The organism is Micromonospora cathayae (genome assembly GCF_028993575.1).
Lineage (GTDB): Bacteria > Actinomycetota > Actinomycetes > Mycobacteriales > Micromonosporaceae > Micromonospora > Micromonospora cathayae.
In genome coordinates, this window is record NZ_CP118615.1 from 2,714,610 (window position 1) to 2,737,103 (window position 22,494).

The window sequence follows — 22,494 nt, forward strand, 5'->3', positions numbered from 1 at the left end:
ACAGTTTCAGTCCAGCCCGAGGTCGCGCCGCAGTTTGGCGACGTGCCCGGTGGCCTTCACGTTGTAGAACGCCCGCTCGATCTTTCCGTCCTCGTCGACGACGAAGGTGGACCGGATCACCCCGGTGACGGTCTTGCCGTACATCTGCTTCTCGCCGAACGCCCCGTACGCGGTGAGTACCGCCTTGTCCGGGTCGGAGACCAGCGGGAAGGTGATCGCGTCCCGGTCCCGGAACCTGGCGAGCTTCTCCGGCTTGTCCGGGGAGATGCCGACCACCTCGTAACCGGCGGCCTGGAGGGAGGCGAGCGAGTCGCGGAAGTCGCAGGCCTGCTTGGTGCAGCCGGGGGTCATCGCGGCGGGGTAGGCGTACAGGATCACCTTGCGGCCCCGCAGGTCGGCCAGGGCGAGCGTGCTGCCGGTGTCGGTCGACAGGGTGAAGTCCGGCGCGGGGTCGCCGGGGCTGAGACGGTGCGGCGCGGTCATGCCCGTGACCCTACCGCCGCCCCGGTGCCCGCCGGTGCGACCCGCTCCGCCCGGCGGTGCCTGCCTGTGCGACCAGGCAGGTGATCGACCTCATGGCCTTGTTGCCAACCCTTGGCAACAACACCTGGCCGCCAATAGGGTGAGCTGTCGGCGGGGTGCCCCGCCGACCTACCGGGGAGGTGGAGTGGACAGCCTGGCGATGCACATCTCGAACGGGATCATCAACGGTCCCGTCGCCGCGGTCTTCGCGGCGCTCGCGCTCGCGGTGCTGACGGTCTGCGTCCTGCGCGGACGGCGTGACCTCGACGACCGGCTCGCCCCGATGGCCGGCCTGGTAGCGGCCTTCATCTTCGCGGTGCAGATGCTCAACTTCCCGATCTTCACCGCCGGGGTCAGCGGCCACCTGATGGGCGGCGCGCTCGCCGCCATGCTGGTCGGCCCCTGGGTGGGCGCGCTCTGCGTCGCGGTGGTGCTGGTGGTGCAGGCCCTGGTGTTCGGCGACGGCGGCGTGGCGATGCTCGGCCTGAACATCACCAACATCGCCCTGATCGGCACTGCGGCGGCGTACCTGCTGATCGCCGCGCTGCTGCGGGTACTGCCCCGCACGCCGACCGGTCTCGCGGTGACCGCCTTCGTCTCCGCCCTGCTCAGCGTGGTCGTCGCCGCGATGGGCTTCGTCGGGCAGTACTGGCTCGGCGGCACCGTCGACCTCGGCGGCAACCTCGGTGGGCTGGCCGCCACCATGGCCGGCACGCACCTGCTGATCGGCATCGGCGAGGGTCTGATCACCGCGACCACCGTGGTCACCGTCGCCAAGGTCCGTCCCGATCTCGTCTACGCGCTGCGCGGGCTGCGTACCGCCCCGGCGCGCCCGGTACCGGCCGTCGGAGGTGTGCGGTGAGGAAGCGTCCCTGGGGTTTCGTCGTCGGCGGGCTGCTGGTGGCCCTACTGCTGGCCGGGGTGGTCAGCAACTACGCCTCGTCGCACCCGGACGGGCTGGACTCGTCGCTGCGGGAGGGCTGCACGTTCGACGCCGACGACAACATCACCGGCGGTGACTGCCCGGCCCGGCAGGAACGGGAGCACGAGATCGGCGGCCCGCTGGCCGACTACGGCATCTCCGGCATCGACAACGACTTCCTCGCCACCGGGCTCTCCGGGGTGCTCGGCGTGCTGCTCACCTTCGCCGTCGGCGCGGGCGGCTTCTGGCTGCTCCGCCGCCGTTCCCCGCAGCGCGACGGCGACGCCCGTGACCCCCGTGACGGCGACGGCCGCGACGACGGCCAGCACCACGACGACGGCCAGCAGAGCGGGGCCGAGCAGCAGAGCGGGGACCGACACCGCGCCGATCGTGGCGGGGCGCCCGCCGCCGGCCCGGTCGGCTGAGCAGCGTACGCCGTGGGCACCGGACACGCGCACGTGCTGCACCGGCCGGGCACCTCGCCGGTGCACCGGTTGCCACCCGAGGTCAAGATCGTGGCGATGGTGGTCTTCACCGTGGCCGTGGTCGCCACCCCCCGCGAGGCGTTCTGGGCCTTCGGCGGGTACGCCCTGCTGGTGGCCGGGGTCGCCGCGCTGGCCCGGATCGGCCCGGGTTGGCTGCTCACCCGGTCGCTGATCGAACTGCCCTTCGTGCTGTTCGCGTTCGCGCTGCCGTTCCTCGCCGCCGGTGACCGGGTCGACGTGTTCGGCCTGGCCCTGTCCGTGGAGGGGATGTACGGCGCGTGGAACATCATCGCCAAGGGCACGCTCGGCGTGCTCGCCTCACTGCTGCTGGCCGCCACCACGACCGTACGGGACCTGATCGTCGGCCTGGACCGGCTGCGCTGCCCGCAGATCCTCACCCAGATCGCCACCTTCATGCTCCGCTACCTGGACGTGCTGGTCGGCGAGGCCCGGCGGATGCGGGTGGCCCGGATCTCCCGGGGCGACGACCCCCGTTTCCTGTGGCAGGTGCGTGGCTTCGCGGCCGGCGTCGGCGCGCTGTTCCTGCGCGCCTTCGAACGCGGCGAGCGGGTCTACCTGGCGATGCTCTCCCGGGGCTACACCGGCCGGATGCCGGTGGTGTGGTCCGGTGCTGGTGCGGCGACGGCCGGGCAGTGGCTGGTCGCGGCCACCGTGCCGGTGCTGGCGGCCGGGATCGCCGCCACCGCCGTCGTGCTGACATGATCGGGGACGTGCAGAGCCCTCCCTCGCTGGACGTCCGTGACGTCCGGTACGCGTACCCGGACGGTCACGTGGCCCTGCACGGGGTGGACCTGACCGTGCCGCGCGGCGACCGGGTGGCCCTGCTCGGGCCGAACGGGGCCGGCAAGACCACGCTGGTGCTGCACCTCAACGGCATTCTCGTCGCCACCGGGGGGAGCGTGACCGTCGGCGGGCTGCCGGTCAGCCAGGACCGGGCGACGCTGGCCGAGATCCGGCGGCGGGTCGGCATCGTCTTCCAGGACCCGGACGACCAGCTCTTCCTGCCCACCGTCGCGGAGGACGTGGCGTTCGGCCCGGCCAACCTGGGCCTGCGTGGGGCCGAGTTGGCGGCCCGGGTGGACGAGGCGCTCGCCGCGGTGGGCATGGCCGAGCACCGGGACCGGGCCCCGCACCACCTGTCGTTCGGTCAGCGCCGCCGGGTGGCGGTGGCGACGGTGCTCGCCATGCGGCCGGAGATCCTGGTGCTGGACGAGCCCTCCTCGAACCTGGACCCGGCGTCCCGCCGCGAGCTGGCCGGGATCCTGCGCGCCCTGCCGGTGACCCTGCTGATGGTCACCCACGATCTGCCGTACGCGCTGGAGCTGTGCGACCGGTCGGTGATCCTGGACCAGGGCCGCATCGTCGCCGACGGGGCGACCACCGACCTGCTCGCCGACTCCGATCTGCTGGCCCGGCACCGCCTCGAACTCCCGTACGGCTTCACCGTCCGCCGCTGACGCTCCCGCCGGCCCGACCGTCGGGGGCCGCGGCGGTGCCGGCCGGACCCTCGATGGGCGCGGTGGCCGGGCTTTCCGCGTGCCCGGTGGCCGGGCTCCCGGGATTCGGGGTTGCGCGGCTCGCGGTGGCACGGCTCTCGGCGTGCAGCCGGAACACCCCGGCCAGGACGGCGCCCGCCCCGACGAGCAGGATCAGCGTGACCACCAGCCGGGCCGGCGTGGCGGGCCAGGGCAGCGGCGGGACCGACCGGGCCAGCACCGCCGCGTTGGTCACCCCGGCGAACAGCGCCAGACAGGCCCCGGCCAGCGCCAGCGCGAAGTCCGCCGCCGCGCGGCGGGCCACCGCCCACGCTCCGGCGGCCACCGCCCCGAGCCCGGTGATCAGGGCCCAGAGCTGCCCGGTCAGCAGGCCGCCGAGGAGCTCGCCCGGCCCCTGCGCCCCGGCGTCGAGGGCACGGCCGACGGCGACCGCGACGGCGGCCAGCCCACCGGTGGCGAGCAGGCCGCCCAGTACGGCCAGCGCCCGGCCGCCGGCCGCCCGCCCGGCCGGGACCAGGCCGAGCCCGCTCACCGCGAGCGCGCCGAGCGCGACCGCCACCCACCACAGGTACGCGTCCGGCGGCGGCACCCAGTCGAGGGTGCCGCGCAGCTCCACGGGGGTGTCCCCGTCGCGCAGCGGCACCACCCAGCCGCGTACCCGGTGTTCCCGGTCGGGGGCGGCGGTGACCTGCGGCGGGGGCGCGGACTCCCGCCACAGGGCCCGCTGGTCGTGCCACCGGGCCACCGGCCGGTCGGCGATCCGCTGCCAGGCCGGCTCGGCGGTCGGGTCCGCCTCGGCGGGCACGGTGGTCTCCCCGGCCAGGGTCCGGTTCAGGTACGTCGCCGGGGAGCGGGTGTTCTCGTACACCCCGTCCGGGCGTACCTGGAGGTAGGGCTCACCGGAGTAGCCGAGTACGGTGACCGTCCGGTCGGTGTCGTTGCGTAGTTCGAGCCGGGCGCCGGCCTCGACGACCCGGACGCTCAGCCCGGGGCGGGCGGGGGCGAGGCCGGTAACCGCGCTGCGGTAGTCGGTGCCGTTCGGGGCGTCCGCCCCGTGCGCCGTGGCCGGGGCGGCGGTGCCCAGCAGCGCGGCGGCGGCGAGCGCCAGACCGGCGCACAGCCTCCCGACCACCCGGGCCGCCGTGCCCCGTCCCGCCGCCGTCCGGGCCAACGTGCCCCGTCCCGTCGCCGTCCGGGCCGACGTGAGCCGCCCAGCCGCCGTCCGGGCGGGGGTGAGCCGTCCCGCCTTGGTCCGGGCGGCCGGCGCACGGCTCACCGGGAGGCCGCCTCGACGGCCGCGGTGAGGCCGGCCGGGCTACGGTCGGTGACCGGTTCGCCGTCGACCAGGATGGTGGGGGTACCGGTGACGCCGGCCCGGCTGGCCTCCTCGGTGACGTGTTCGGTCCACGGCTTGAAGGTGCCCTCCCGCAGGCAGGAGGCGAAGCCGTCCCGGTCGATGCCGACGCTCGCGGCGATCTCGGTCAGCTTGTCGTCGTCGAGTCCCGCGCCGCCCTCCGGTGGCTGCTGCGCGAACAGCGCCTTCGCGTACTCCCGGTACCGGCCGCCCTCGGCGGCGCAGCCGGAGGCGGCCGACGAGCGGGTCGAGTAGTCGGTGGTGGAGTAGCGGTTCAGGTAGGCCACCGGGTGGTACACCACCCGGGCCTTGCCCTCGGCGATGAGGGTGTCCAGGGTCGGGCCGGTGGTCTGCTCGAACTGCTTGCACGCCGGGCAGAGGAAGTCCTCGTAGACGTCCACGGTGACCGGCCCGGAACCGGCCACGACGCCGGTGCCGGCGTCGTTGGCGCCGGTGGGCGCGGTGTAGTCCGCCGAGCGTTGCCCGGCGAGGACGCTCCAGCCGATCAGACCGGCGATCACCAGCACCGCCACCGCGGCGACCGAGGTCCAGAGCGTCCGGCGGCGCCGCTGTTCCCGGGCGAGCTGCTCCCGGACCACCCTGGAGGCGGACTTCTGCCCCTTGCGACTACTCATCCTCGTCCTCCACGGGCGGTGCCCCGGCCAGCCACCCGTCCACCGAGACGGGGGTGCGGGGCCAGATCAGCAGGAATCCGGCGAGCGCCAGGAAACCCAGGTCCCGGAGGATCTCCGGGCCGTAGCTGGGGCTCTGGCCGGCGGCGAGTTCGCCGCCGGTGCCGAAGCACCCACAGTCGATGGCGAGTCCACGCGCCCAGGCGGAGGCGATGCCGGCGACGAAGACCGTCAGCAGCGCCGCGGAGACCCCGGCGGCGAGTCGGGTCGCCAGCCCCACCAGCAGCAGGACGCCGAGCGCCAGCTCCACGAAGGGCAGCGCCGCGCCGACCACGGTCGCCACGTCGTACGGCATGACCTGGTACGCGTGCACGGCGCGCCCGGAGGCGGCCAGGTCACCGACCTTGCTGCCACCGGCGAGGAACCAGACCGCGGCCAGCCCGAGCCGGGCGGCGACGGCGAGCCAGGGGCGCAGCGTGGCCCACCTGCTGCCCCGGGTGGTGGTGGGTGCGGTCACGCCCATTGGTCGTTCCGACCCGCCGGGAAGTTCCGTGCCGCCCCCGCCGGGAAGGTCCGTGCCGGGAAGGTTCGTGCCGCCGTCCCTGCCGGGAAGGCCCGTGCCGGGAGGGTCCGTGCTGTCCGTGCCGGGAAGGTCCGTGCCGTGGCCCGCCGGTAGGAGTCGACCAGGCTGCTCGACCGCACGTCCGTGCCGGTCCGTCACCGTCGGTGCCTCCTCGTCCCGCCCGGTCGTCAGCTGGTCAGGGCCGCGCCGACCGCGTCGACCAGCTCGCCCCGGGCCCGGGCCACCCGGGACCGGATCGTCCCCACCGGCACGTCCGCCACCGCCGCCGCCTCCGCGTACGACAGGCCGAGGACCTGGGTGAGGACGAACGCCTCCCGGCGGTCGGCGGGCAGCCGACGCAGCAGGTCGGCCGCGCCGAGGTGCCCGGCCGGGTCCGGGTGCGGGCGGTCGGTGTGCGCCTGCGCGGCGAGCCGTTCGTCGAGCCGTCGGTGGCGGACCACGGTACGCAGGTGGTCGGCGCAGGTACGCCGGGCGATGCCGAGCAGCCAGGTACGCGCGCTGGACCGCCCCTGGTACGACGGCAGGGCCCGGAAGGCCCGCAGGTAGGTCTCCTGGGTGAGGTCGTCCGCGCTGTCCGGGTCGATCAGGGAGGCGACGAACCGCCACACCTCGGCCTGGGTGGACCGGACGAAGGCGGCCTGCGCGACGGGGTCGCCGTCCCGGGCGGTCAACGCCCAGCCGGTCGCCGCGTCCACCGCCGGGGCGGGGCCGTCCGTGCCGACCGCCGGGGCGGGGCCCTCCGTCGCCACCGCCCGGGGCACCACGTCGGCCGGGCCGTCCGTCGGCACCGCCCGGGGCACCACGTCGGCCGGGCCGGGGTCGGCCCAGCCGGGGGCGGCCGGGGCGTCGGCGGTGCCGGCCTCGGCGGCGTGGCGCGGAGCGGGGATCACGACACCCCAGGTTACGCGCAGGGTACGGACCGGACAGGGACCTTCGGCCCTTCCATGGCGTGCGCCACGTCGGGAACTATTCCGGGCCCGGCGCCGACTATCCGACCATGACATGCGACGACGTACGCGCGGCGCTGTCGGCGCGGCTCGACGGCGAGGACCCGGGCGCCCCGCCGGCCACGCTGGACGCGCACACCTCCGGCTGCCCCGGCTGCCGGAGCTGGCTGGCCCGGGCCGAACAGGTGACCCGGCTGGTCCGGGTGCAGGCGGTGGCCGTACCCGATCTGACCGCGCCGGTGCTGGCGGCGGTGGCTGCCGACGCCGACGCGGCCCGGGCCGCCGCCACGGCCGCGGTACGGGCCCGGCGGCAGGTGCTCCGGGTGGCGGTGGGGGTGGCGGCGGTGGCCCAGCTCGCCGTGGCGCTGCCGATCCTGCTCGCCGGTCTGGGGGTGGGTGTGGTGGACCCGCACACCAGCCGGGAGATGGCCTCGTTCGACGTGGCGCTGGCGGTGGGCTTCGCGCTGGCCGCGTACCGGCCGGAGCGGGCGCAGGCGTTCGTACCGGTCGCGTTCGTGCTGGCGGTCTGCCTGGCCGGCACCAGCGCGGTGGACATCGCCAACTCGACGACCGCACTGGTGCACGAGATCGGGCACCTGGCCGCGGTGGTGCAGGCCGGTCTGCTCTGGGCGTTGGGCCGGACCACCCGACAGGTGGATCGACCGATGTCGACACCGGTGATGGCGGGACGCGGGTGAGACCGGGTCGCCGTATCCGGACCGTTTCGGCGAGCATGGCCGGTATGACTGCTGCGAAACGTCCTCGGTGTTCCCCGGTGGGCCGTCTGCTCGCCACCGTCGGCCTGCTGGTCGCCCTGACCGCCCTGCTGCTCGTCCCGGCCGGCCCGGCGAGCGCGCACGCGGTACTGGTGAGCAGCAGTCCGTCGGCGTCCTCGGTGGTGCCGAGCGCACCGGCCGAGGTGGTGCTGACCTTCAGCGAGGCGGTCCGGCAGGTCCCGGACAAGGTCCGGGTGATCGCGCCGGACGGGTCGCGGGCGGACCGGGGCGAGCCGAGCTTCTCCGGCGGGCTGGTCACCGTGAAGGTCGACCCGGCCGGGGCGCGCGGCACGTACCTGGTCAGCTACCGGGTGGTGTCGGCGGACAACCACCCGGTCTCCGGGGCGTTCACCTACTCGGTGGGCGCGCCGTCCACGCCGCCGGTGGACGCCGGGTCGGACAGCCGGGCCGACCCGGTGGTGGGCGTCGCGGTCAAGGTCGCCAGGTACCTCACGTACGCGGGGCTGCTCCTGCTGGTGGGGCCGGTGCTGATGCTCGGCGTGTTCTGGCCGAACCGGCTCTCCCGGCGCGGCCCGTCCCGGGTCGCCTGGGCCGGGCTCGGGGTGGTGCTGCTGGGCACCCTGGCCGGCCTGTGGACGCAGGTGCCGTACACCACCGGTGGTGGCCTGTTCGACGTCGGCGGCGCGGGGCTGCGGGACGTGCTGGGCAGTGACTTCGGGCTGGCGCACCTGGTCCGGCTGGGCCTGCTGGCGGCCTCGGCGTTCCTGCTGCGGCCGCTGCTGAGCGGGCAGGGCGGCCGGGCCGACCGGGTGATCCTGGGGCTGCTCGGCGGCGCGGCGCTGTTCACCTGGCCGCTGGCCGGGCACGCGGCGGCCTCGCCGGCCCCGCCGTTGACCGTCTTCGTGGACGCGGTGCACCTGGGCAGCATGGCGGTCTGGCTGGGCGGACTGGTGGTGCTCGCCGTGTTCCTGCTGCCCCGCGCCGACGAGCGGGAGCTGGGCGCGATCCTGCCGGTGTGGTCGCGGTGGGCGGCGCTGGCGGTGGCCGCGCTGCTGCTGGCCGGTACGGTGAACGGCCTGATCGAGGTGGGCGCGCCGGACAAGCTGGTCGAGACCACCTACGGGCGGCTGCTGCTCGCCAAGATCGTGCTGTTCCTGCTGGTGATCGGGGTGGCCGCGTTCTCCCGTCAGCTGGTGCGCGGCTGGCAGTCGGCGGCCCGGCCGAGGCCGATGCGCCGGGCCCTCTGGCTGGAGCTGGCCGTCGCCGCCGTGGTGCTCGGGGTCACCGCCGTGCTGGTGCAGACCCCGCCGGCCCGGACCGCCGGGACGGACGTCGCCGGTTCCCGGGCCACCTCGTTCACCGCCACGCTGACCAGCCCGATCTACTCCCTCCAGGTGGAGGTGGACCCGGCCGAACGCGGCAACAACTCGGTGCACCTGTACGCGTACTCGCCGGACAACAAGCCGCAGCCGGTGGTGGAGTGGAAGGTCACCGTCGCGTTGCCGTCGGCGGGGATCGAGCCGATCGACGTGCCGCTGCTGTCGTTGACCGACAACCACGCCACCGGGCAGATCAGCCTGCCGGCGTCCGGGGACTGGGTGTTCCGGTTCACCGTCCGGACGTCCGACATCGACCAGGCCACGGTGACCGCCACCGTGCCCGTACGTTAGGAAGGTCTCGATTCCATGATCCGCTACCGGCGTACCGCTTCCGCCGCCGTCCTCGCCCTCGGTGCCGTCGCCACCGCCGTGTTCGGCTTCGCCGGGCCGGCCTCGGCGCACGTCTCGGTGAACCCGAAGGAGGCGACCCAGGGCGGCTACGGCCGGTTCGCGTTCCGGTGCCGAACGAGAGCGACGCCGCCGCCACCACGAAGGTGGAGGTGGTGCTGCCGGAGAACGCCCCGGTCGGTTCGGTGTCGACGATGCCGGTGGCCGGTTGGACGGTGGCGGTGGAGAAGCGCAAGGTCGACCCGCCGGTGGAGGTGCACGGCAGCCAGCTCACCGAGGTGGTGTCCAAGCTGACCTGGACGGCCGCCGCGGGCGGCGGGGTCAAGCCGGGGGAGTTCCAGGAGTTCCCGGTGTCGATGGGGCCGCTGCCGCAGGTCGACACGATGGTCTTCAAGACCCTCCAGACCTACTCGGACGGCAACGTGCAGCGGTGGATCGAGGAGCCGACGCCGGGCGGTGAGGAGCCGGAGAGCCCGGCCCCGGTGCTGACCCTGACCGGGGCCTCGCCGTCGGCCGCCCCGGCGGCGCAGCCCGGGGCCGCCGACACCGACGACGACGCCGACGAGGGTTCCGACGGGCTCGCCGTCGGGTTGGGGTGGCCGGTCTGGTCGCCGGGCTCGCCGGCCTGGGGTTGGGCGGGGCCGCGTTCGCCCGTACCCGCCGGGAGGCGACCCCGGCATCCTGAGCTGCCGTTCCCGCCCACGCACCGGCCCGTCGGTTTCCGGCGGGCCGGTGTGGTGTCCGATGAGGAACTTGTCCGCTTGGGCCGGATATCCGGGGATTGTGCCGCTTGTCTGGGTAAGGTCGTCCAGGTACTCGCCAGAGGAGGACGACACGGATGCGGTTCGCGCGGGCGCTCGCCGGAATGCTGTTGCTGATCATCGGAGTGGTGGCGCTGGCCGCCGGTGGCGCGCTCTGGGTGGTCGCCCGGCACGCCGACCCCGACGGCGGCTTCCGGGCCCGGTTCGAACCGGTGCGGACCACCCGGCCCGCAGTGGTCGTCACCGACCTGGCCGGGCTGCTGCGCCGGGACGCGCCGTTCGTCCGCGCCGGGGCGAACCGTCTCCGGCTGACCGCGCGTACCGCCGACGGGCCCGCCTTCCTGGGGCTGGCCCCGACCACCGAGGTGCGGACCTGGCTCGGTGACACGCCGTACGCCACCGTCGACCGGGTGGCGGTGGCCCGGGGCGCGCTGCCGGTCCGGGTCGATCCGGTGGACCACGCCGGACCCGTCGCGCCGGCCCCCGAGCCGGTCGGCCGGCCACTCTGGGTACGCGAGGGCGTCGGCTTCCTGGAATGGGATCCGGCCGAGTTCGGCGACCGGCCGCTGAGTCTGGTGCTGATGCGTCCCGACGGCCGGCCCGACCTCAACCTGGACGTACGCGCCGAACTGCGCGCCGGCTGGCTCACCCCCGCCCGGTGGGCGCTGCCACTGGCCGGGGCGCTGCTGATCGCGCTGGCCCTGCTGGTGCTGCTCCGCCCGCCGCGTCCCCGGGAGGTGGTGTTCGTGGTCGAGCCGGACCAGGTGCCGGTGCTCGCCCAGCGGCTCGGGGTGACCTCGCTCAGCGCCCTCGGCGCGTCCGCCCGGGCCACCGGCGAAGCCGCCGCGCCGTCCGCCGTCCGGCCGCTGGTGGCGGTCGGCGCGGTCGCGCCCGACCGCCCCGCCATCGGCCCCGTCCCGTCCGACCGACCTGCCCCGACGGACCGCCCTGCCCCGACGGACCGCCCCGGCACCTTCGCCGATCGCTCCGCTGCGCCCGATTGCCCGGTCACGCCCGGCCGCCCCGTCACGTTCGTCGATCGCCCGGTCACGCCTGGCCGCGCGGCCTCGCCCGGCCGCCCGGCCACGCTCGCCGACCTGCCCGCCTGGCCGCCGCTGCGGGCGGCGGGTACCGACCCCGAGGTGGCGGACGGCCGTCCAGGCCCCGGGGTGACGGCCGGCCGTCCCGGCCCCGGGGTGACGGCCGGCCGTCCCGGCCCCGGGGTGGCGGACGGCCGTCCCGGCCCTGGGGTGGCGGAACCCGACTCCGCCTGAGGGCGGTACGGCGGATGGCCCTCCGTGCTGCCGACACGGAGGGCCATCTTCACCGGGGGATCGGTGCTACCTGAGAGAACGTCTGAGGTAGTTGTTGCCAGATTAGCTGCTAAAGAGGCTACTCGTCAGTTCTGTCCATTTGATGCAAGTTTCGAGTTCGGCCGCCACCGGCTCCAGCGGGCCGTCCGGGCCCGGGGCACGCCGGCCTCGGCCACCCGGTCCCCGGCGGCGGGCCGCACCGGCAGCACCACCAGCAGCAACAGCGACAGCAGCACGTACGTGTTGCGGGTCAGCACGTCGAACGGGTCGTCGGTGCGGGCCGGACCGACCCCCCAGTCCTGGAACGAGACCACCCCGTACGTGATGATCAGGCAGGTGGCCCCGGCCAGCACCAGCAGCCGACGGGCCCGGAGCCGGTGTTCCGCGCGGTCGCGCAGCCCCGCGTCGACCAGGATCACCACGGCCGGGATGAACCAGTAGATGTGGTGCGTCCAGGTGATCGGGCTGACCAGGCCACCGACCAGGCCGGTCAGGGTGAGCCCGGTGAGCGGGTCGCCGGCCCGGGCCGCCCGCCCGGCCCGCCACAGCCCGTACCCGGCGACCACCGCGACCAGCAGCAGCCAGACCAGCCGGTCCGGCTTCTCCGGCACGGTGAACCGGCTGAGCAGCCCGAACAGCGACTGGTTGCCGGTGTAGTCGGTCCGCCCCACCCGGTCGGTCGCCCACAGTTCGTGGGTCCAGAACCGCCACGAGTCCCGGGGCGCGAACGCCGCCGCCAGCAGCGTCGCCACCGCGGCGGTGGCGCTCGCCACGATCGCCGCCCGCCACCGCCGGGTCACCAGCAGATAGACGATGAAGATGCCCGGGAACAGCTTGAGCGCCGTCGCCAGGCCCACCGCCACACCGGCCCAGCGTCTGCCCTGGGGTACGGCGAAGAGCAGGTCGGCCAGGATCAGCACCACCAGCAGCATGTTGATCTGACCGAAGGTGATGGTCTCCCGGGTGCTCTCCACCGCGAAGGCCAGCAGCACCGCCACGACCAGCCCGAACAGCCGGGGCAGGTGGTGCCGGGTGAGCACCGGGCCGACCAGCCAGCGGGTGGTCGCCACCACGCCGACCATGGTCAGCAGGGTGAAGATCGTGATGGTAGCCCCGAGCGGCAACGCCGCGAACGGCCGCAGCAGCAACGCGCTGAACGGCGGGTACGTGAAGTAGAGCGCACCCTGGACCCGGTCGGGCTGGCTGTAGTCGTACAGCGGGTTGCCGTCCGCCCACCACCGCATCGCCCGCATGTAGATCTTCAGGTCGAAGAAGTCGTGCGTGAGCCCCGGCAGGTAGAGCGCGGGCAGCACGGCGGCGAGGGCCAGCACGGTGAGCAGGCGGCGGACCCTGCGACCGCCCGGGTCGTCCTCGACGAGGTCGGGCGGAACGGTGGGTTCTGCTGGCACGGGGAAACCCTAGCGGTCCTGCCCGGCGACGGTGCGCAGGCGCGGGGGGCCTGTGCTGCGCGTAGTCTGTTCCGGTGGCTGATCTTCTCGTCTGGATCGATTGTGAGATGACCGGGTTGGACCTCGCGCGGGATGGCCGACGCCGAGGACCTGGTGCTCGACTACGTCACCACGTACGTCAAGGATCCGCGTACCGCCCCGCTGTGCGGCAACTCGATCGCCACCGACCGGGGCTTCCTCGCCCGGGACATGCCCCGCCTCGACGGCCACCTGCACTACCGGATGATCGACGTCTCCTCGATCAAGGAGCTGTGCCGGCGCTGGTACCCCCGGGTCTACTTCGGCCAGCCGACCAAGGGGCTCGCCCACCGGGCGCTGGCCGACGTCCCACTACCGGCGTACCCTCTTCGTCCCGCTGCCGGCCCGGACGTGGAGACCGCCAAGGCGATCGCCGCCGAGTTGTAGCCGCCGCCGCCCGCGTCGACCGGGGAACCCGCTCGACGCGGACGGCAGGGGTGTGGCTATCATTGGTCGGCACGCCCGCCCGGGTCGATGATCCGGGCGAGACGCGCATGGTGGCTGTGTTGGCAGAGCACCGGGTTGTGGTCGGGTGTCGTGGGTTCAAATCCCATCAGCGAGTAGAGCAGGCAGGTCAGGACCGGCAATACGCCGGTCCGACCCGGCAGAACCTGCCGATGCGCAGCCCGAGACGGAACACCTTGGCGCGCTCCTGGGAGCTGGGGGCAGCGAGCATGTCCTGTGCGAGCAGGTACAGGGCCGGGAAGCCGAGGATCGCGGCGCAGAAGACGTGGATCAGCTCCAGTCGGCTGAGCCCGATGCTGCCCCCCGAGAGCAGCAGGACGACGACGTAGGCGCTCTTGATGGTGGCGAGCGTGCACATGATCTTCGTGATCCGGCGAGGGCCCCGCCGGGTCTGCTGCTGAGCGGTAGTGCTGGGACGGTTGAGCGTGTCGTACACGAACTGTCCTTCGGCGCTCGGAGGGATGGAGCAGCGACGGGGGTGCTCCTGCCGGATGCCCGGGTGGGTGCCGGCGCTTGTCCGCGCGAGGGGGCGGACGCCGGTCGGATCAGGCGGGGCGTGGATCCAGTCCACCGATGGGCCGGGCCGTGAGGTCGCTGCGGGCCAGGGCGACCGCGATGCGGTCGAGCGCCCGGTCGCCGTCACCGTGGGCCAGCACGGACGCGAGGAGCGTCTCGGCGTCGCTGCTCGGCGGCTTGAGGGCGGGGGGCTGCTGGGCGTTGGTCCACTGGCCGTGGGTGGGGTCAGGGCAGCCGGGTCGCCGCTTGGCGCTCGGGGTGGGCGCCGAGCTGCGGGCGGTCCGGTGTTCGGTCCGGGCCGGTGGCTTGTCGCACAGCCGGCGGTCGTCGTCGTCGGCCCGCTCGGTGGGGTCGCCGGCGTCGATTGCGGGGGCTGGGGTGGTGTTGGCCTCGGTCGGGCCGACGATCGGCGGCGGCTGTGGCGTGGCCGGCCCGGTGGGTTGACCGGTCGCGGGGGTCGGCGTGGGCCACGGTGCAGGGGCGGCATCCGGGGTCGGGACGGCCGGTGCCGGGGCGACCAGGTCGGGCAGGGTGATGGGCGGCAGGGTGATCGCGGGCGGGTCGATGACGACCGGCGGGACCGCCACCGGGGGGACGTCGATGACGATGGGCGGGACGGCGACCGGGGGCACGTCGATGACGATCGGCGGCAGGTCGACGGGCGGCACGTCGAGGATGGGTGCGGGCACCGGCGGGTCGGCGGGCGCCGGGCGTGCCGGCTCCGGGGTGGTGGGCTGCTCGGCCGGTGGCTGCTCGTCGTGGGGCTCGTCGGCCTGGTCGTCGCGCGGCTCGGCCGGCGCGGGTGCCGGGTCGGGGTTGGCGGGCTGCTCCGGCTCCGGGTCAGGCTCAGCGGGCTGCTCGTCACGCCGCGGCTGCTCCGGCTCCTGCGCGGGCGGCTCGTCGCACGGCTCGTCGGGGCGGTCCGGTGCTGGCCGGTCGCGGGCTGGCGCGGGCAGCACCCGGTCGACCACCTCGGCGACGTGCTCCACCACGGCAGGCACAGGCCGGTCGTCGGCGTGCGCCGGGCTGTCGAGGGCAGCCAGACCGAGGAGGGCCCCGCCGGTGAGGGCGGCGGCGAGGACAGCGCGGCGCAGCCACGCACGGACGATCATGGACATGGCCAGCACCTCCCCCAGGTCGGCCGTGGTGTCCCGTGGATCAGACTCAGCACACTAGTACGACTTGGCGATCAAGCAAACGCACGCGGTCACTTTCCTCACGGCAACTTCTTGAATGCAACTTGCATCAGTCGAAGCGAGTTGCGTCGATTACCCGGTCCGTCAGCATCCATGCTGGTATGCGCTTCACGGCCCGTCGGCCAGCGGCTACGCCCCGACGTGGGGCCCATGCGCCATCCGATCAGTGCGGCAGACCGGACAGTCCAGGATGGATCAGGCGGTCGTGAAGTCGCAGGTGTCGCCGCGGAACGGTCCTCGCGTCTGCGCTCCGACGTGGATCACCGCCACCGGCACGATCGCCCCCGGCTCGATACCCAACTCCACCCGCTCCGCGTCGGTCGGCATCCGTAGCCGGATCCGGGCGCTGCGCGGTACCCGGATGATCTGCCGGTGCTGCTGCTCCACCACGCGCGTACCGTAGCCGCGCTCGGAGACAACCAGCCCTTCTGTGCGCAGTACGTCCAGGGCCTGGCGGACGGTCTGCCGGCCCACGCCGTACTCCTGGGCCAGGCGCTTCTCGAACGGCAGCATCCCTCCTGGAGGGATCGCGCCGGAGGTGATCTGCTCGCGCAAGATGGCGGCGAGCTGCCGGTACGCGGGGTCGGGCTCGCCCGGTTGATCACTCACCGGACGGTACGGAGGCATGTCCGGATAACCCGTTCGGGTGACGCCGGATATCCGGATATCCCAACTGAGCTGGGTTAACGATGTCGGACACACACCGCCCCCGGACCATGACGGCCGGGGGCGGTCTGCGTTGCGGGGTCAGCGGGTGATGTCGCGGTGGAGTCGGCGGGCCCGGTTCCAGGCGCGTCGGCCGAGCCTGAGCCGCTTGCCGGCGGCCTTGCACCAGCGGCACGGGCGGGACAGCCGGCGTGCGCTGGCCGACCGGTGGTGGCCGGTGCCGGAGCACACCCAGCAGTCGCCGAACGGCCAGACGACGCAGGAACCGGCGTAGAGCAGAGCGGCGACCAGGACGACGCCGGTCGCGGTGAGGATGCCTCTCACAGGGTGCCTCCTGGGGCGGGTTTCGGGCCGTCGGCGGGGGTGCCGCGACCACGCGACCAATGGGCGTTTGCGCTGGTGAGGGCCGGTCGCGGGCCTGGTCGCGGAACCGCGACCAAGGTGCGGGCCGCGACCAGCCAGCGCGACCTACTCGGCCTCGATCTCGCGGCGCCGCTGGGCGGCGTCCAGGGCGGTCCGGCGGGCACCCTTCACGTTGCTGCGGGAGCCCTTCGGCTTGACGTCCTGCGAGTCGACGCCGTAGCGGGCCAGGGACTCCCGGACCATGTCGGCCGTGATCTCGGCGTACATCTCCGGCCACTGCGCGGCGAGCCGCTCAGCGAGCACCGCCCACGGCAGCCCCGACTCTCCGGGCTGGAGGACGGCGCGGGCGTCGGCGAGCATGTCCCTGGCCTGCACCCGCTCCACGTCCTCCCCGACGACCGTCTTGCCGCGCAGCTGTCCGGCGCGGCGGACGATCGCGGCAGTGACCTCCGGCGTCGGGAAGAACGACCGGGCGCTGCCCGGCTTGTCCACGCCGACCATGACACCCCAGCCGGCGTCCACACCGGGCCGGTAGACGGTTCCGGTGAAGCCCCGCTTGTACGCGCCGGTGCCGAGGATCATGTCGTTCTCGACCTGACCGAGAACCGACAGGCACCACCTGGTGGTGATGCAGCGGGTGATGTTCGGCGGCAGGCTGTCCTTGTCGGGGATCTGCGTGGCCAGGCAGAAGATGATGCCCAGCGCACGCCCCCGCTTGATGGCACGCTCGCACGCCGCAGCGGCGTCCGGCTCGGCGGCGAACAGCTCGTGTACCTCGTCGAGCAGGATGAACACCGGGTGCAGCCCGGATCCGGGCTTCGCCGCCAGCTCCGGGGTGACCTTGCCGCGCGGGGCTTCGCCGCGCTTCTTGGCGTCGAGGATCCGCTTGCCGCGGCGCTCGCATTCGGCCAGCGCCCACGCAATGATGCTGCTGCCCGTCTCGAATGCCTCGTCGTCGACGCCGACCACGTACGTGGAGCACAGCGGGGCGACATCGAGGAAGTCCCCGACACCCTTGAACTCGGCGACCTTCAGCTCAACGGTCGGGTCGAGCATGGCAATCGTGAGGAGCGTGCGCGCGGCGTAGCTCTTCCCGGAGCCGGGCTGGCCACCGATGAGGAAGTTCCGCTCGAACAACACGGTGGAGATGGGCCGCTGCCGGGCGTCGGTGGAGCGGCTGTGGTTCGAACACGCTGGTCCGGGCGTTGTCGGCGGCGAGCGCCCAGCGGGGCTGGCCCATCTTCGACGACGGCTGGTAGCCGACCCACAGGTCCACCTGTCCCGGGTGGTCGGGGCCAACCTCGGGCCACACCTGGTCGACGGGCAGCCGTAGCGCGGCGGCCAGGTTGTCGCGTTTCTCCAGCAGGGACGTGGCCACGATCGCGCCGGGCAGGTCGAAGCGGGCCAGCCAGCCCGGCCCGTCCTTGTGGATGCCTGGCGGCGGGAACTTGATCTGCCCCGGGTCCTTGACGCCGATGCCGAGGGCGACGACGGCGGCCCGGACCTGCTCGCCGGTGAGCTTCGTGAACGCGGCCCGGGTTGAGGTGCGGTCGAGGATCGGCTTGTCGGCGGGCCGACCGTGGCGGGCAGCGATCAGGACGAGACCGGTCACGGCCGCCCACCAGCCGGCCGATGGCACGTCGATGGCCAGTTCGATGCCGGCAACCACCAGCGGTGCCGCCGGTTGCGGTGCCCACGGCCCACCAGCGGGCGGCGGACGACCTGGCGCGGGTGTGGTCGAGGCTCTGCCAGGTGCTCGGGTCGTTGCGGTTGGCCGCCTCCTGGCGCAGGTGGTGGTTCTCCCGGCCACCCACGGCCCACCACACCACGGACACGCCGGCCCGCCACGCGCCCCGAGGTGCGTAGACCGCAACCTTCGCGGCGTACTTCGGGCTGCGGGTGAGGTGGTAGAGGGCGGTGTGGCCGCCGTATCCGGCCGCCCATCCGGCCAGCGCCCGTCGACCTTCCGGGTTGCGGAGCACGGCCGGCACGATCGGTCTGCGGGCGTCGGTACGAGCCACGACGTCGGCGAACGTGACCGGCCGCTCCGGCGGGTCGACGGGCCCTCCGACCTGCTCAGCGGTGACGGTGTACGCCTCGTGGTCGTCGTCGCGCTGGTGGGGCACCTGCGGGCGCTGCATCTGGTCGGTCATACTGCTGGGCTCCTTGCTCGTCGGCGGGCCGCGACCGCGGTGGGGGCGGTCGCGGCCCGCCGGGGACTACTGGTGGTGGGGGCGGCCGTCAGCCGTCCGCAGTGCCTTCTCGTGGCGGTACAGCTGGTCGACCAGCGCGGTGGACGCCTTCCACCGGCGCTCGGTCAGCGCCTCCCGCATCCGCCGGCGGAACTCCCGCAGGCTCGGCGGGGACTCGTCGACCTCAGCGGCGGCGTACACCTCGACGGCGAGCAGCTGCAGCGCCTTGTCGTCGGGCGTGCCAAACCCAGCCGTATCCGTGCCGTCAGGCGTGCCACCTGCGGTTACGGCCGGCACGTTCATCGAGTCGAGCAGTGCCCGAATGTCGTCGTCGGAGATCAACCCGAAGCTCGGCAGCTCGTCACCCGGCACGGTGATGCTGTCGTCGGCACGGTCCCGCAGCGCCGACTCGTACGCCCGGCGCGCGTCGTTCACCCGGGCGTGCGCCCGCACCCGACTGCGGTAGTCCCGGGCCGTGTGCTCGGCTCCGACCGCCTCGCCGGCCGCCTTCACCTCGTCGATGGCGCGCGCCACGGCGATGGCGTCCCGGCCACGGGACCGCACCATGTCGACTTTCCGCTGTGCGTCGTCGGTGATCCGCACCGCCGCGGTTGACATCGCCATCTGCAACGTCACCTTGCCGAGCACGGGGATCACCGCCCCGATGACGGCGATGATCACGGTGGTGGCGAGCAGGCCATGGGCGAGCACCGCGGCGACCGACACGGCCAGCAGCAGCCAGCCCAGGATGGCCGGGGTGCGGGAGGCAGACGCGGACCGGCGGTGTGCCCGCTCGTGCAGCATCGCCGACACCCACACCAGGTCGAACAGGGCACCCGCGCTGTAGGCCACCCACGTCGGGGCCTGCGTGTCGAGCAGCCCACCGACGGCCACGAGCGTCCAGATGACGGCGAGCGCCGTCAGCGCGATCGGAAGACCCCACAGGACGCCCGCTTGGGCCAGGTTGAGGGCCTTGCTGCGTGCGATCATCGGGCTACCTCCAGCCGCTCGGTCACCTCGCGCGGGTACGGGGACGGCCGGCGCGCCGACACCACAACGGCCTCGCGGTCGTGGTGCTGGTCGGCGGCCCACTGAAGGAGCAGGGACGCGACGGCCACGGCCGGCGGGATCGCGCCGGCGGCGAGGAGCCGCCAGTCCGCCGGTCCGGGGGCGATGGCGACCGCCCCGACCCAGATGCCGGTGAAGCCGGCGGATCCGGCCAGGTGGGCGATGATGCGGGTGCGGTTCATCGGGTGGCCTCCTCGAGGGCGGTGCGGGCTGCACCGATGGCGGTGCGGATACGGTCGATCTCGGCGGACTGCCCCGCGCTGATGTCGGTGAGCGGCGGCAGGAGCCAGTCGGCGGCGTTCACCAGGTGCTGGTCGACGTCGGCGAGGATGCTGCGGCTGCGGGTGATGGCGTCGGCGGCGGCCGGCACCGGGTCGGTGCGGCGGACGAGCCGGCGCAGGAGGCGGATCATCGGCCGCCGCCGTTGTTGATGACGGTGTCGACGTGCGTGGCGTGTCCGGGCCCGCCCTCGTAGATGTCGGCGTGGGTGTGGCCGCCCGCCCGGACGGTGGACAGGGCGGTGGCGCTGGCCCGGGACAGGTCGGCGGCCTGGAAGTGCCGGACGGTGACCAGGCGGTTGCCGGCGTAGATGTCGGCGCGGTAGCTGTTCACGCCGCACCGCCGTGCTGGACGGTGACGCACATGCCGCCGGCACCGACCTGGGTGGCCGCGCACGGCTGGGTGACGTGGTTGTGGTGGAAGGCGACCGCGGCGAGAGCGGCGGCCACGAGGACCGTGCCCTTCACCCAGCGGTCGACGAGCCTCATGATGGACATGGGAATTCCTCCAAGGGGTCCCGAGTAAGGGCCCCGGCGGGCGTTGCAGTCGCCTCGCCGGGGCCACCCGATCAGTGGTCAGCGCTCCTCGGTGACTCGGACGTCGTAGATCCGCGAGCAGGCGATGTCGTGCCGGCCCCGGTTGTCGTGCACCACCACCGAGCCGGTCGACCGGAACTGGCCCTGCTCCAGCGCGTACCGGCCGGCGTCGTCCACGCCGCGCAGGGTGATCGACCCGCCGAAGTCGTTGGTGATCTTGATCGTGTGCTTCGCCATGTCGGACTCCTCGTCTGCCGTCCAGTGGTCTGGCCGGTCCCGCGTGGGCACCCGGTGATGGCCGGATGCCCCGCGGTGTGCGGTCAGCGCTACCGGCCGCGCAGCTTCGCGGCCCGCGCGCGCAGGTCGGCGATCTCGGCGCGGTCGGCGTCGTCCAACGGATTGAAGGCGCTGGCCTGCCGCTCGATCCGGGTGGCCTCGCGCTCGAGCGCGGCGGCCTGATCCTGCTTGGCCTCGTTGTCGAGGACCATTCGGCCGATGGTCAGGTCCAGGTTGCCCTTCCGAAGCCTGCTGAACTGGCCCACCAGGGCCTCCTCTCGGTCGTGCCGTCTGGGGAATGCGACTGCTACCGGCCGCGCAGCTTGGCGGCCTGCGCGCGCTGGCCGGCGATCTCGGCACGGAGGTCGTCGGTCATCAGGCCCAGCCCGGTGGCCTTCTCCTCGGTCCGGTTGGCCTTCCGCTCGAGCGCGTCGGCGTCGCGCTGGTCGGCCTGGCGGTTGATAACCATCCGTGCGATCTCCGGGTCCATCAGGGCTCCTCTCGTCAGCCGTCCAGTGGTCTGGCCGGTCCCGCGTGGGCACCCGGTGATGGGCGGATGCCCCGCGGTGTGCGGTCAGGCGGACTGACGACCGCGCAGCACCAGTGAGAACAGCTCCGCCGCCAGCAGCTCGGCCTGTGCCAGCGACATGCTGAACGCGCCGGCCTCCGAGCGCACGTAGACCTGCGTCGACCCGGTCTCTCCCTCGGCGTCCAGGCGCTCCAACGAGATCTCGACCTCGCGCTTCTCTGGCCCGTTCGTGCAGACGATCGTCCGCACGTCGCCGTGGTGGAAGGTCACACCCGGGTCGGGGACGTACTGGGAGCCGCCCTTCCAGCAGTCCGTGCACCACGGCGGGCAGGTCGACGGGAACTCGGGCGGGGACACGGACGGCGCGGAAGTGGGGGCGTGCGCGATGATGGTGGACATGGTCAGGACTCACTTCCTGATCTAGGCCCTCGGCCAGCGCCGTAATCGCTGGTCGGGGGCTGTTCCGTTTGTGGGGCAAACACCAATGTAGTGGGTACCTTGTCAGCGTGTCAAGGTACCCACTACACTCGCGTTTGCAAGGGGAGCCCTTACGATCACGAGGTGGAGAATCCGTTGGCCGACATCGACGACATCGAGCAGATCTCTGACCCTGCCGAACGGGCCAGACAGGCAGGTCAGCGCCTCGCGGCCATCCCTGCCTGGCAGGAACGCCTGCGAAAGATCCGGCAGGCCGCCGTGGTGGAGATGAAGGCCCAGAACCTGAGCTACGCCGACATCGGCCGCGAACTCGGCCTTCACCGCAACCGCATCCAGCAGATCCTGGAGGGTCGTTCGGCCGGCGGGAAGGGCGGGAAGTCGGAGGTTGCCGAATGAGCGCCATCGACATCCCCACATGCCTATACCGCTTCTTCGACCGTGCCGGGCGACTGCTCTACATCGGCATCACGGTCAACCCGCAGTCTCGCTTCGCGGCCCATTCTGACGACAAGCCGTGGTGGCCCGAGGTTGACCACAGCCGGACGAGGCTCGTTTGGTTCGACACACGCCCAGAGGCAGAGAAGGTCGAACTGATCGCAGTCAGGGATGAGAGGCCGCTGCACAACGTGGTCACGGCCGACATCAACGGGCGGCCGACGTTCATCAAGGACCCGAACCGCCCCTGGGGTCGCCCGCCTACGGTCCTAACGTTGCACCAGGAGGAACAACTCCAGGCTGCCGTAGAGGCCAGCGAGCAGGCCGATGAGGCCGACCGAAAGCTGTGGGAGGCGATCAAGGCGGCCCGTGCGGCTGGCGTGCCTGACATGCTGCTCTGCGAGCGTGCCAGCGTCAGCCGGGCCACGCTCAATCGGCGTCTTGGACCCCGGAGCAGCAAGGTCGCCTGACCGGAACTCTCGCAACGCCCCCACCGCTACTGCCGTGGGGGCGTTGCGTTGTAGTGGGAGGGTTGTCATTCGTAGTGG

29 protein-coding genes and 3 pseudogenes are annotated in these 22,494 nt (G+C 73.4%); 11 read left to right on the forward strand and 21 right to left on the reverse strand.

Annotated elements, in window-relative coordinates:
- Positions 1-6: 6 nt before the first annotated feature.
- The gene (gene bcp / locus PVK37_RS12435) at positions 7-483 is read right to left on the reverse strand and encodes a thioredoxin-dependent thiol peroxidase (protein WP_275034037.1); all 477 of its coding nucleotides are present in this window, start codon (positions 481-483) and stop codon (positions 7-9) included.
- A 184-nt stretch (positions 484-667) separates the two neighbouring features.
- Here bcp and PVK37_RS12440 point away from each other — a divergent pair, with 184 nt between their 5' ends.
- The 4 genes and pseudogenes from PVK37_RS12440 (at position 668) to PVK37_RS12455 (ending at position 3,407) form a co-directional block, all read left to right on the forward strand.
- A complete protein-coding gene (locus PVK37_RS12440; RefSeq protein ID WP_275034038.1) occupies positions 668-1,384 on the forward strand; it encodes an energy-coupling factor ABC transporter permease in 717 nt (238 codons plus the stop codon).
- Positions 1,381-1,728, forward strand: a pseudogene (locus PVK37_RS12445) (PDGLE domain-containing protein); the annotation flags it as partial. The gene PVK37_RS12440 and the pseudogene PVK37_RS12445, both read left to right, overlap by 4 nt.
- Positions 1,729-1,881: 153 nt before the next feature.
- Entirely contained in the window at positions 1,882-2,652 is a 771-nt protein-coding gene (gene cbiQ / locus PVK37_RS12450) for a cobalt ECF transporter T component CbiQ (RefSeq protein ID WP_275034040.1), read from the forward strand.
- Entirely contained in the window at positions 2,649-3,407 is a 759-nt protein-coding gene (locus tag PVK37_RS12455) for an energy-coupling factor ABC transporter ATP-binding protein (protein WP_275034041.1), read from the forward strand. The genes cbiQ and PVK37_RS12455 overlap by 4 nt, the downstream gene beginning before the upstream one ends.
- Here PVK37_RS12455 and PVK37_RS12460 read toward each other — a convergent pair.
- The 4 genes from PVK37_RS12460 to PVK37_RS12475 form a co-directional block, all read right to left on the reverse strand.
- Positions 3,391-4,722: a hypothetical protein gene (locus tag PVK37_RS12460; protein ID WP_341483431.1), complete on the reverse strand. Its 1,332-nt coding sequence runs from the start codon at positions 4,720-4,722 to the stop codon at positions 3,391-3,393. The genes PVK37_RS12455 and PVK37_RS12460 overlap by 17 nt on opposite strands.
- Positions 4,719-5,435, reverse strand: a complete 717-nt coding sequence (locus tag PVK37_RS12465) for a DsbA family protein (RefSeq protein ID WP_275034042.1) — start codon at positions 5,433-5,435, stop codon at positions 4,719-4,721. The genes PVK37_RS12460 and PVK37_RS12465 overlap by 4 nt, the downstream gene beginning before the upstream one ends.
- Positions 5,428-5,955 (reverse strand): MauE/DoxX family redox-associated membrane protein, encoded by a 528-nt coding sequence (locus PVK37_RS12470; RefSeq protein ID WP_275034043.1) that lies wholly within the window; start codon positions 5,953-5,955, stop codon positions 5,428-5,430. The genes PVK37_RS12465 and PVK37_RS12470 overlap by 8 nt, the downstream gene beginning before the upstream one ends.
- A gap of 227 nt (positions 5,956-6,182) precedes the next feature.
- Positions 6,183-6,710: a sigma-70 family RNA polymerase sigma factor gene (locus tag PVK37_RS12475; RefSeq protein WP_275035097.1), complete on the reverse strand. Its 528-nt coding sequence runs from the start codon at positions 6,708-6,710 to the stop codon at positions 6,183-6,185.
- Positions 6,711-7,012: 302 nt separating this feature from the next.
- Here PVK37_RS12475 and PVK37_RS12480 point away from each other — a divergent pair, with 302 nt between their 5' ends.
- The 4 genes and pseudogenes from PVK37_RS12480 (at position 7,013) to PVK37_RS31870 (ending at position 11,461) form a co-directional block, all read left to right on the forward strand.
- Positions 7,013-7,660 (forward strand): zf-HC2 domain-containing protein, encoded by a 648-nt coding sequence (locus PVK37_RS12480; RefSeq protein WP_275034044.1) that lies wholly within the window; start codon positions 7,013-7,015, stop codon positions 7,658-7,660.
- Between the two features lie 35 nt (positions 7,661-7,695).
- Positions 7,696-9,369: a copper resistance CopC/CopD family protein gene (locus PVK37_RS12485; RefSeq protein ID WP_275034045.1), complete on the forward strand. Its 1,674-nt coding sequence runs from the start codon at positions 7,696-7,698 to the stop codon at positions 9,367-9,369.
- A 15-nt stretch (positions 9,370-9,384) separates the two neighbouring features.
- Positions 9,385-10,111: pseudogene (locus tag PVK37_RS12490) on the forward strand (YcnI family copper-binding membrane protein).
- A gap of 153 nt (positions 10,112-10,264) precedes the next feature.
- The gene (locus PVK37_RS31870; protein WP_423791030.1) at positions 10,265-11,461 is read left to right on the forward strand and encodes a hypothetical protein; all 1,197 of its coding nucleotides are present in this window, start codon (positions 10,265-10,267) and stop codon (positions 11,459-11,461) included.
- Between the two features lie 125 nt (positions 11,462-11,586).
- Here PVK37_RS31870 and PVK37_RS12500 read toward each other — a convergent pair whose 3' ends face one another.
- A complete protein-coding gene (locus PVK37_RS12500; RefSeq protein WP_275034046.1) occupies positions 11,587-12,909 on the reverse strand; it encodes a glycosyltransferase family 87 protein in 1,323 nt (440 codons plus the stop codon).
- Positions 12,910-13,016: 107 nt separating this feature from the next.
- Between PVK37_RS12500 and orn the strand changes: the two are divergent.
- Positions 13,017-13,374, forward strand: a pseudogene (gene orn, locus PVK37_RS12505) (oligoribonuclease).
- A gap of 187 nt (positions 13,375-13,561) precedes the next feature.
- On the opposite strand, the gene PVK37_RS12510 reads toward orn, so the two are convergent.
- The 15 genes from PVK37_RS12510 to PVK37_RS12580 form a co-directional block, all read right to left on the reverse strand.
- A complete protein-coding gene (locus PVK37_RS12510; RefSeq protein WP_275034048.1) occupies positions 13,562-13,888 on the reverse strand; it encodes a hypothetical protein in 327 nt (108 codons plus the stop codon).
- A gap of 109 nt (positions 13,889-13,997) precedes the next feature.
- Entirely contained in the window at positions 13,998-15,086 is a 1,089-nt protein-coding gene (locus tag PVK37_RS12515) for a hypothetical protein (protein ID WP_275034051.1), read from the reverse strand.
- A 273-nt stretch (positions 15,087-15,359) separates the two neighbouring features.
- Positions 15,360-15,773, reverse strand: a complete 414-nt coding sequence (locus PVK37_RS12520) for a GntR family transcriptional regulator (protein ID WP_275034052.1) — start codon at positions 15,771-15,773, stop codon at positions 15,360-15,362.
- Between the two features lie 138 nt (positions 15,774-15,911).
- A complete protein-coding gene (locus PVK37_RS12525; RefSeq protein ID WP_275034053.1) occupies positions 15,912-16,154 on the reverse strand; it encodes a hypothetical protein in 243 nt (80 codons plus the stop codon).
- Between the two features lie 144 nt (positions 16,155-16,298).
- Positions 16,299-17,333 (reverse strand): FtsK/SpoIIIE domain-containing protein, encoded by a 1,035-nt coding sequence (locus PVK37_RS12530; protein ID WP_275034054.1) that lies wholly within the window; start codon positions 17,331-17,333, stop codon positions 16,299-16,301.
- A complete protein-coding gene (locus PVK37_RS12535; protein ID WP_275034056.1) occupies positions 17,230-17,862 on the reverse strand; it encodes a hypothetical protein in 633 nt (210 codons plus the stop codon). The genes PVK37_RS12530 and PVK37_RS12535 overlap by 104 nt, the downstream gene beginning before the upstream one ends.
- 550 nt (positions 17,863-18,412) lie before the next feature.
- Positions 18,413-19,375 carry a hypothetical protein gene (locus tag PVK37_RS12540; RefSeq protein ID WP_275034059.1) on the reverse strand — a complete coding sequence of 321 codons (963 nt, stop codon included), beginning with the start codon at positions 19,373-19,375 and terminating at the stop codon, positions 18,413-18,415.
- Positions 19,372-19,635 carry a hypothetical protein gene (locus tag PVK37_RS12545; RefSeq protein ID WP_275034060.1) on the reverse strand — a complete coding sequence of 88 codons (264 nt, stop codon included), beginning with the start codon at positions 19,633-19,635 and terminating at the stop codon, positions 19,372-19,374. The genes PVK37_RS12540 and PVK37_RS12545 overlap by 4 nt, the downstream gene beginning before the upstream one ends.
- Positions 19,632-19,865, reverse strand: coding sequence for a hypothetical protein (locus PVK37_RS12550; protein WP_275034061.1), 234 nt, complete (start codon positions 19,863-19,865; stop codon positions 19,632-19,634). Before PVK37_RS12550 ends, PVK37_RS12545 begins: the two co-directional genes overlap by 4 nt.
- A complete protein-coding gene (locus PVK37_RS12555) occupies positions 19,862-20,065 on the reverse strand; it encodes a hypothetical protein (RefSeq protein WP_275034063.1) in 204 nt (67 codons plus the stop codon). Before PVK37_RS12555 ends, PVK37_RS12550 begins: the two co-directional genes overlap by 4 nt.
- The gene (locus PVK37_RS12560) at positions 20,062-20,229 is read right to left on the reverse strand and encodes a hypothetical protein (protein WP_275034065.1); all 168 of its coding nucleotides are present in this window, start codon (positions 20,227-20,229) and stop codon (positions 20,062-20,064) included. Before PVK37_RS12560 ends, PVK37_RS12555 begins: the two co-directional genes overlap by 4 nt.
- Positions 20,230-20,307: 78 nt before the next feature.
- A complete protein-coding gene (locus tag PVK37_RS12565; RefSeq protein WP_275034066.1) occupies positions 20,308-20,505 on the reverse strand; it encodes a hypothetical protein in 198 nt (65 codons plus the stop codon).
- An 89-nt stretch (positions 20,506-20,594) separates the two neighbouring features.
- Complete coding sequence (locus PVK37_RS12570; RefSeq protein ID WP_275034069.1) at positions 20,595-20,810, reverse strand: hypothetical protein; 216 nt, start codon at positions 20,808-20,810, stop codon at positions 20,595-20,597.
- Positions 20,811-20,851: 41 nt separating this feature from the next.
- Entirely contained in the window at positions 20,852-21,034 is a 183-nt protein-coding gene (locus tag PVK37_RS12575) for a hypothetical protein (RefSeq protein WP_275034070.1), read from the reverse strand.
- Positions 21,035-21,118: 84 nt separating this feature from the next.
- Positions 21,119-21,472: a hypothetical protein gene (locus PVK37_RS12580; RefSeq protein ID WP_275034072.1), complete on the reverse strand. Its 354-nt coding sequence runs from the start codon at positions 21,470-21,472 to the stop codon at positions 21,119-21,121.
- Between the two features lie 162 nt (positions 21,473-21,634).
- Here PVK37_RS12580 and PVK37_RS12585 point away from each other — a divergent pair, with 162 nt between their 5' ends.
- Complete coding sequence (locus PVK37_RS12585) at positions 21,635-21,907, forward strand: hypothetical protein (protein ID WP_275034073.1); 273 nt, start codon at positions 21,635-21,637, stop codon at positions 21,905-21,907.
- Positions 21,904-22,416, forward strand: a complete 513-nt coding sequence (locus PVK37_RS12590; RefSeq protein ID WP_275034074.1) for a GIY-YIG nuclease family protein — start codon at positions 21,904-21,906, stop codon at positions 22,414-22,416. Before PVK37_RS12585 ends, PVK37_RS12590 begins: the two co-directional genes overlap by 4 nt.
- Positions 22,417-22,494: the final 78 nt, after the last annotated feature.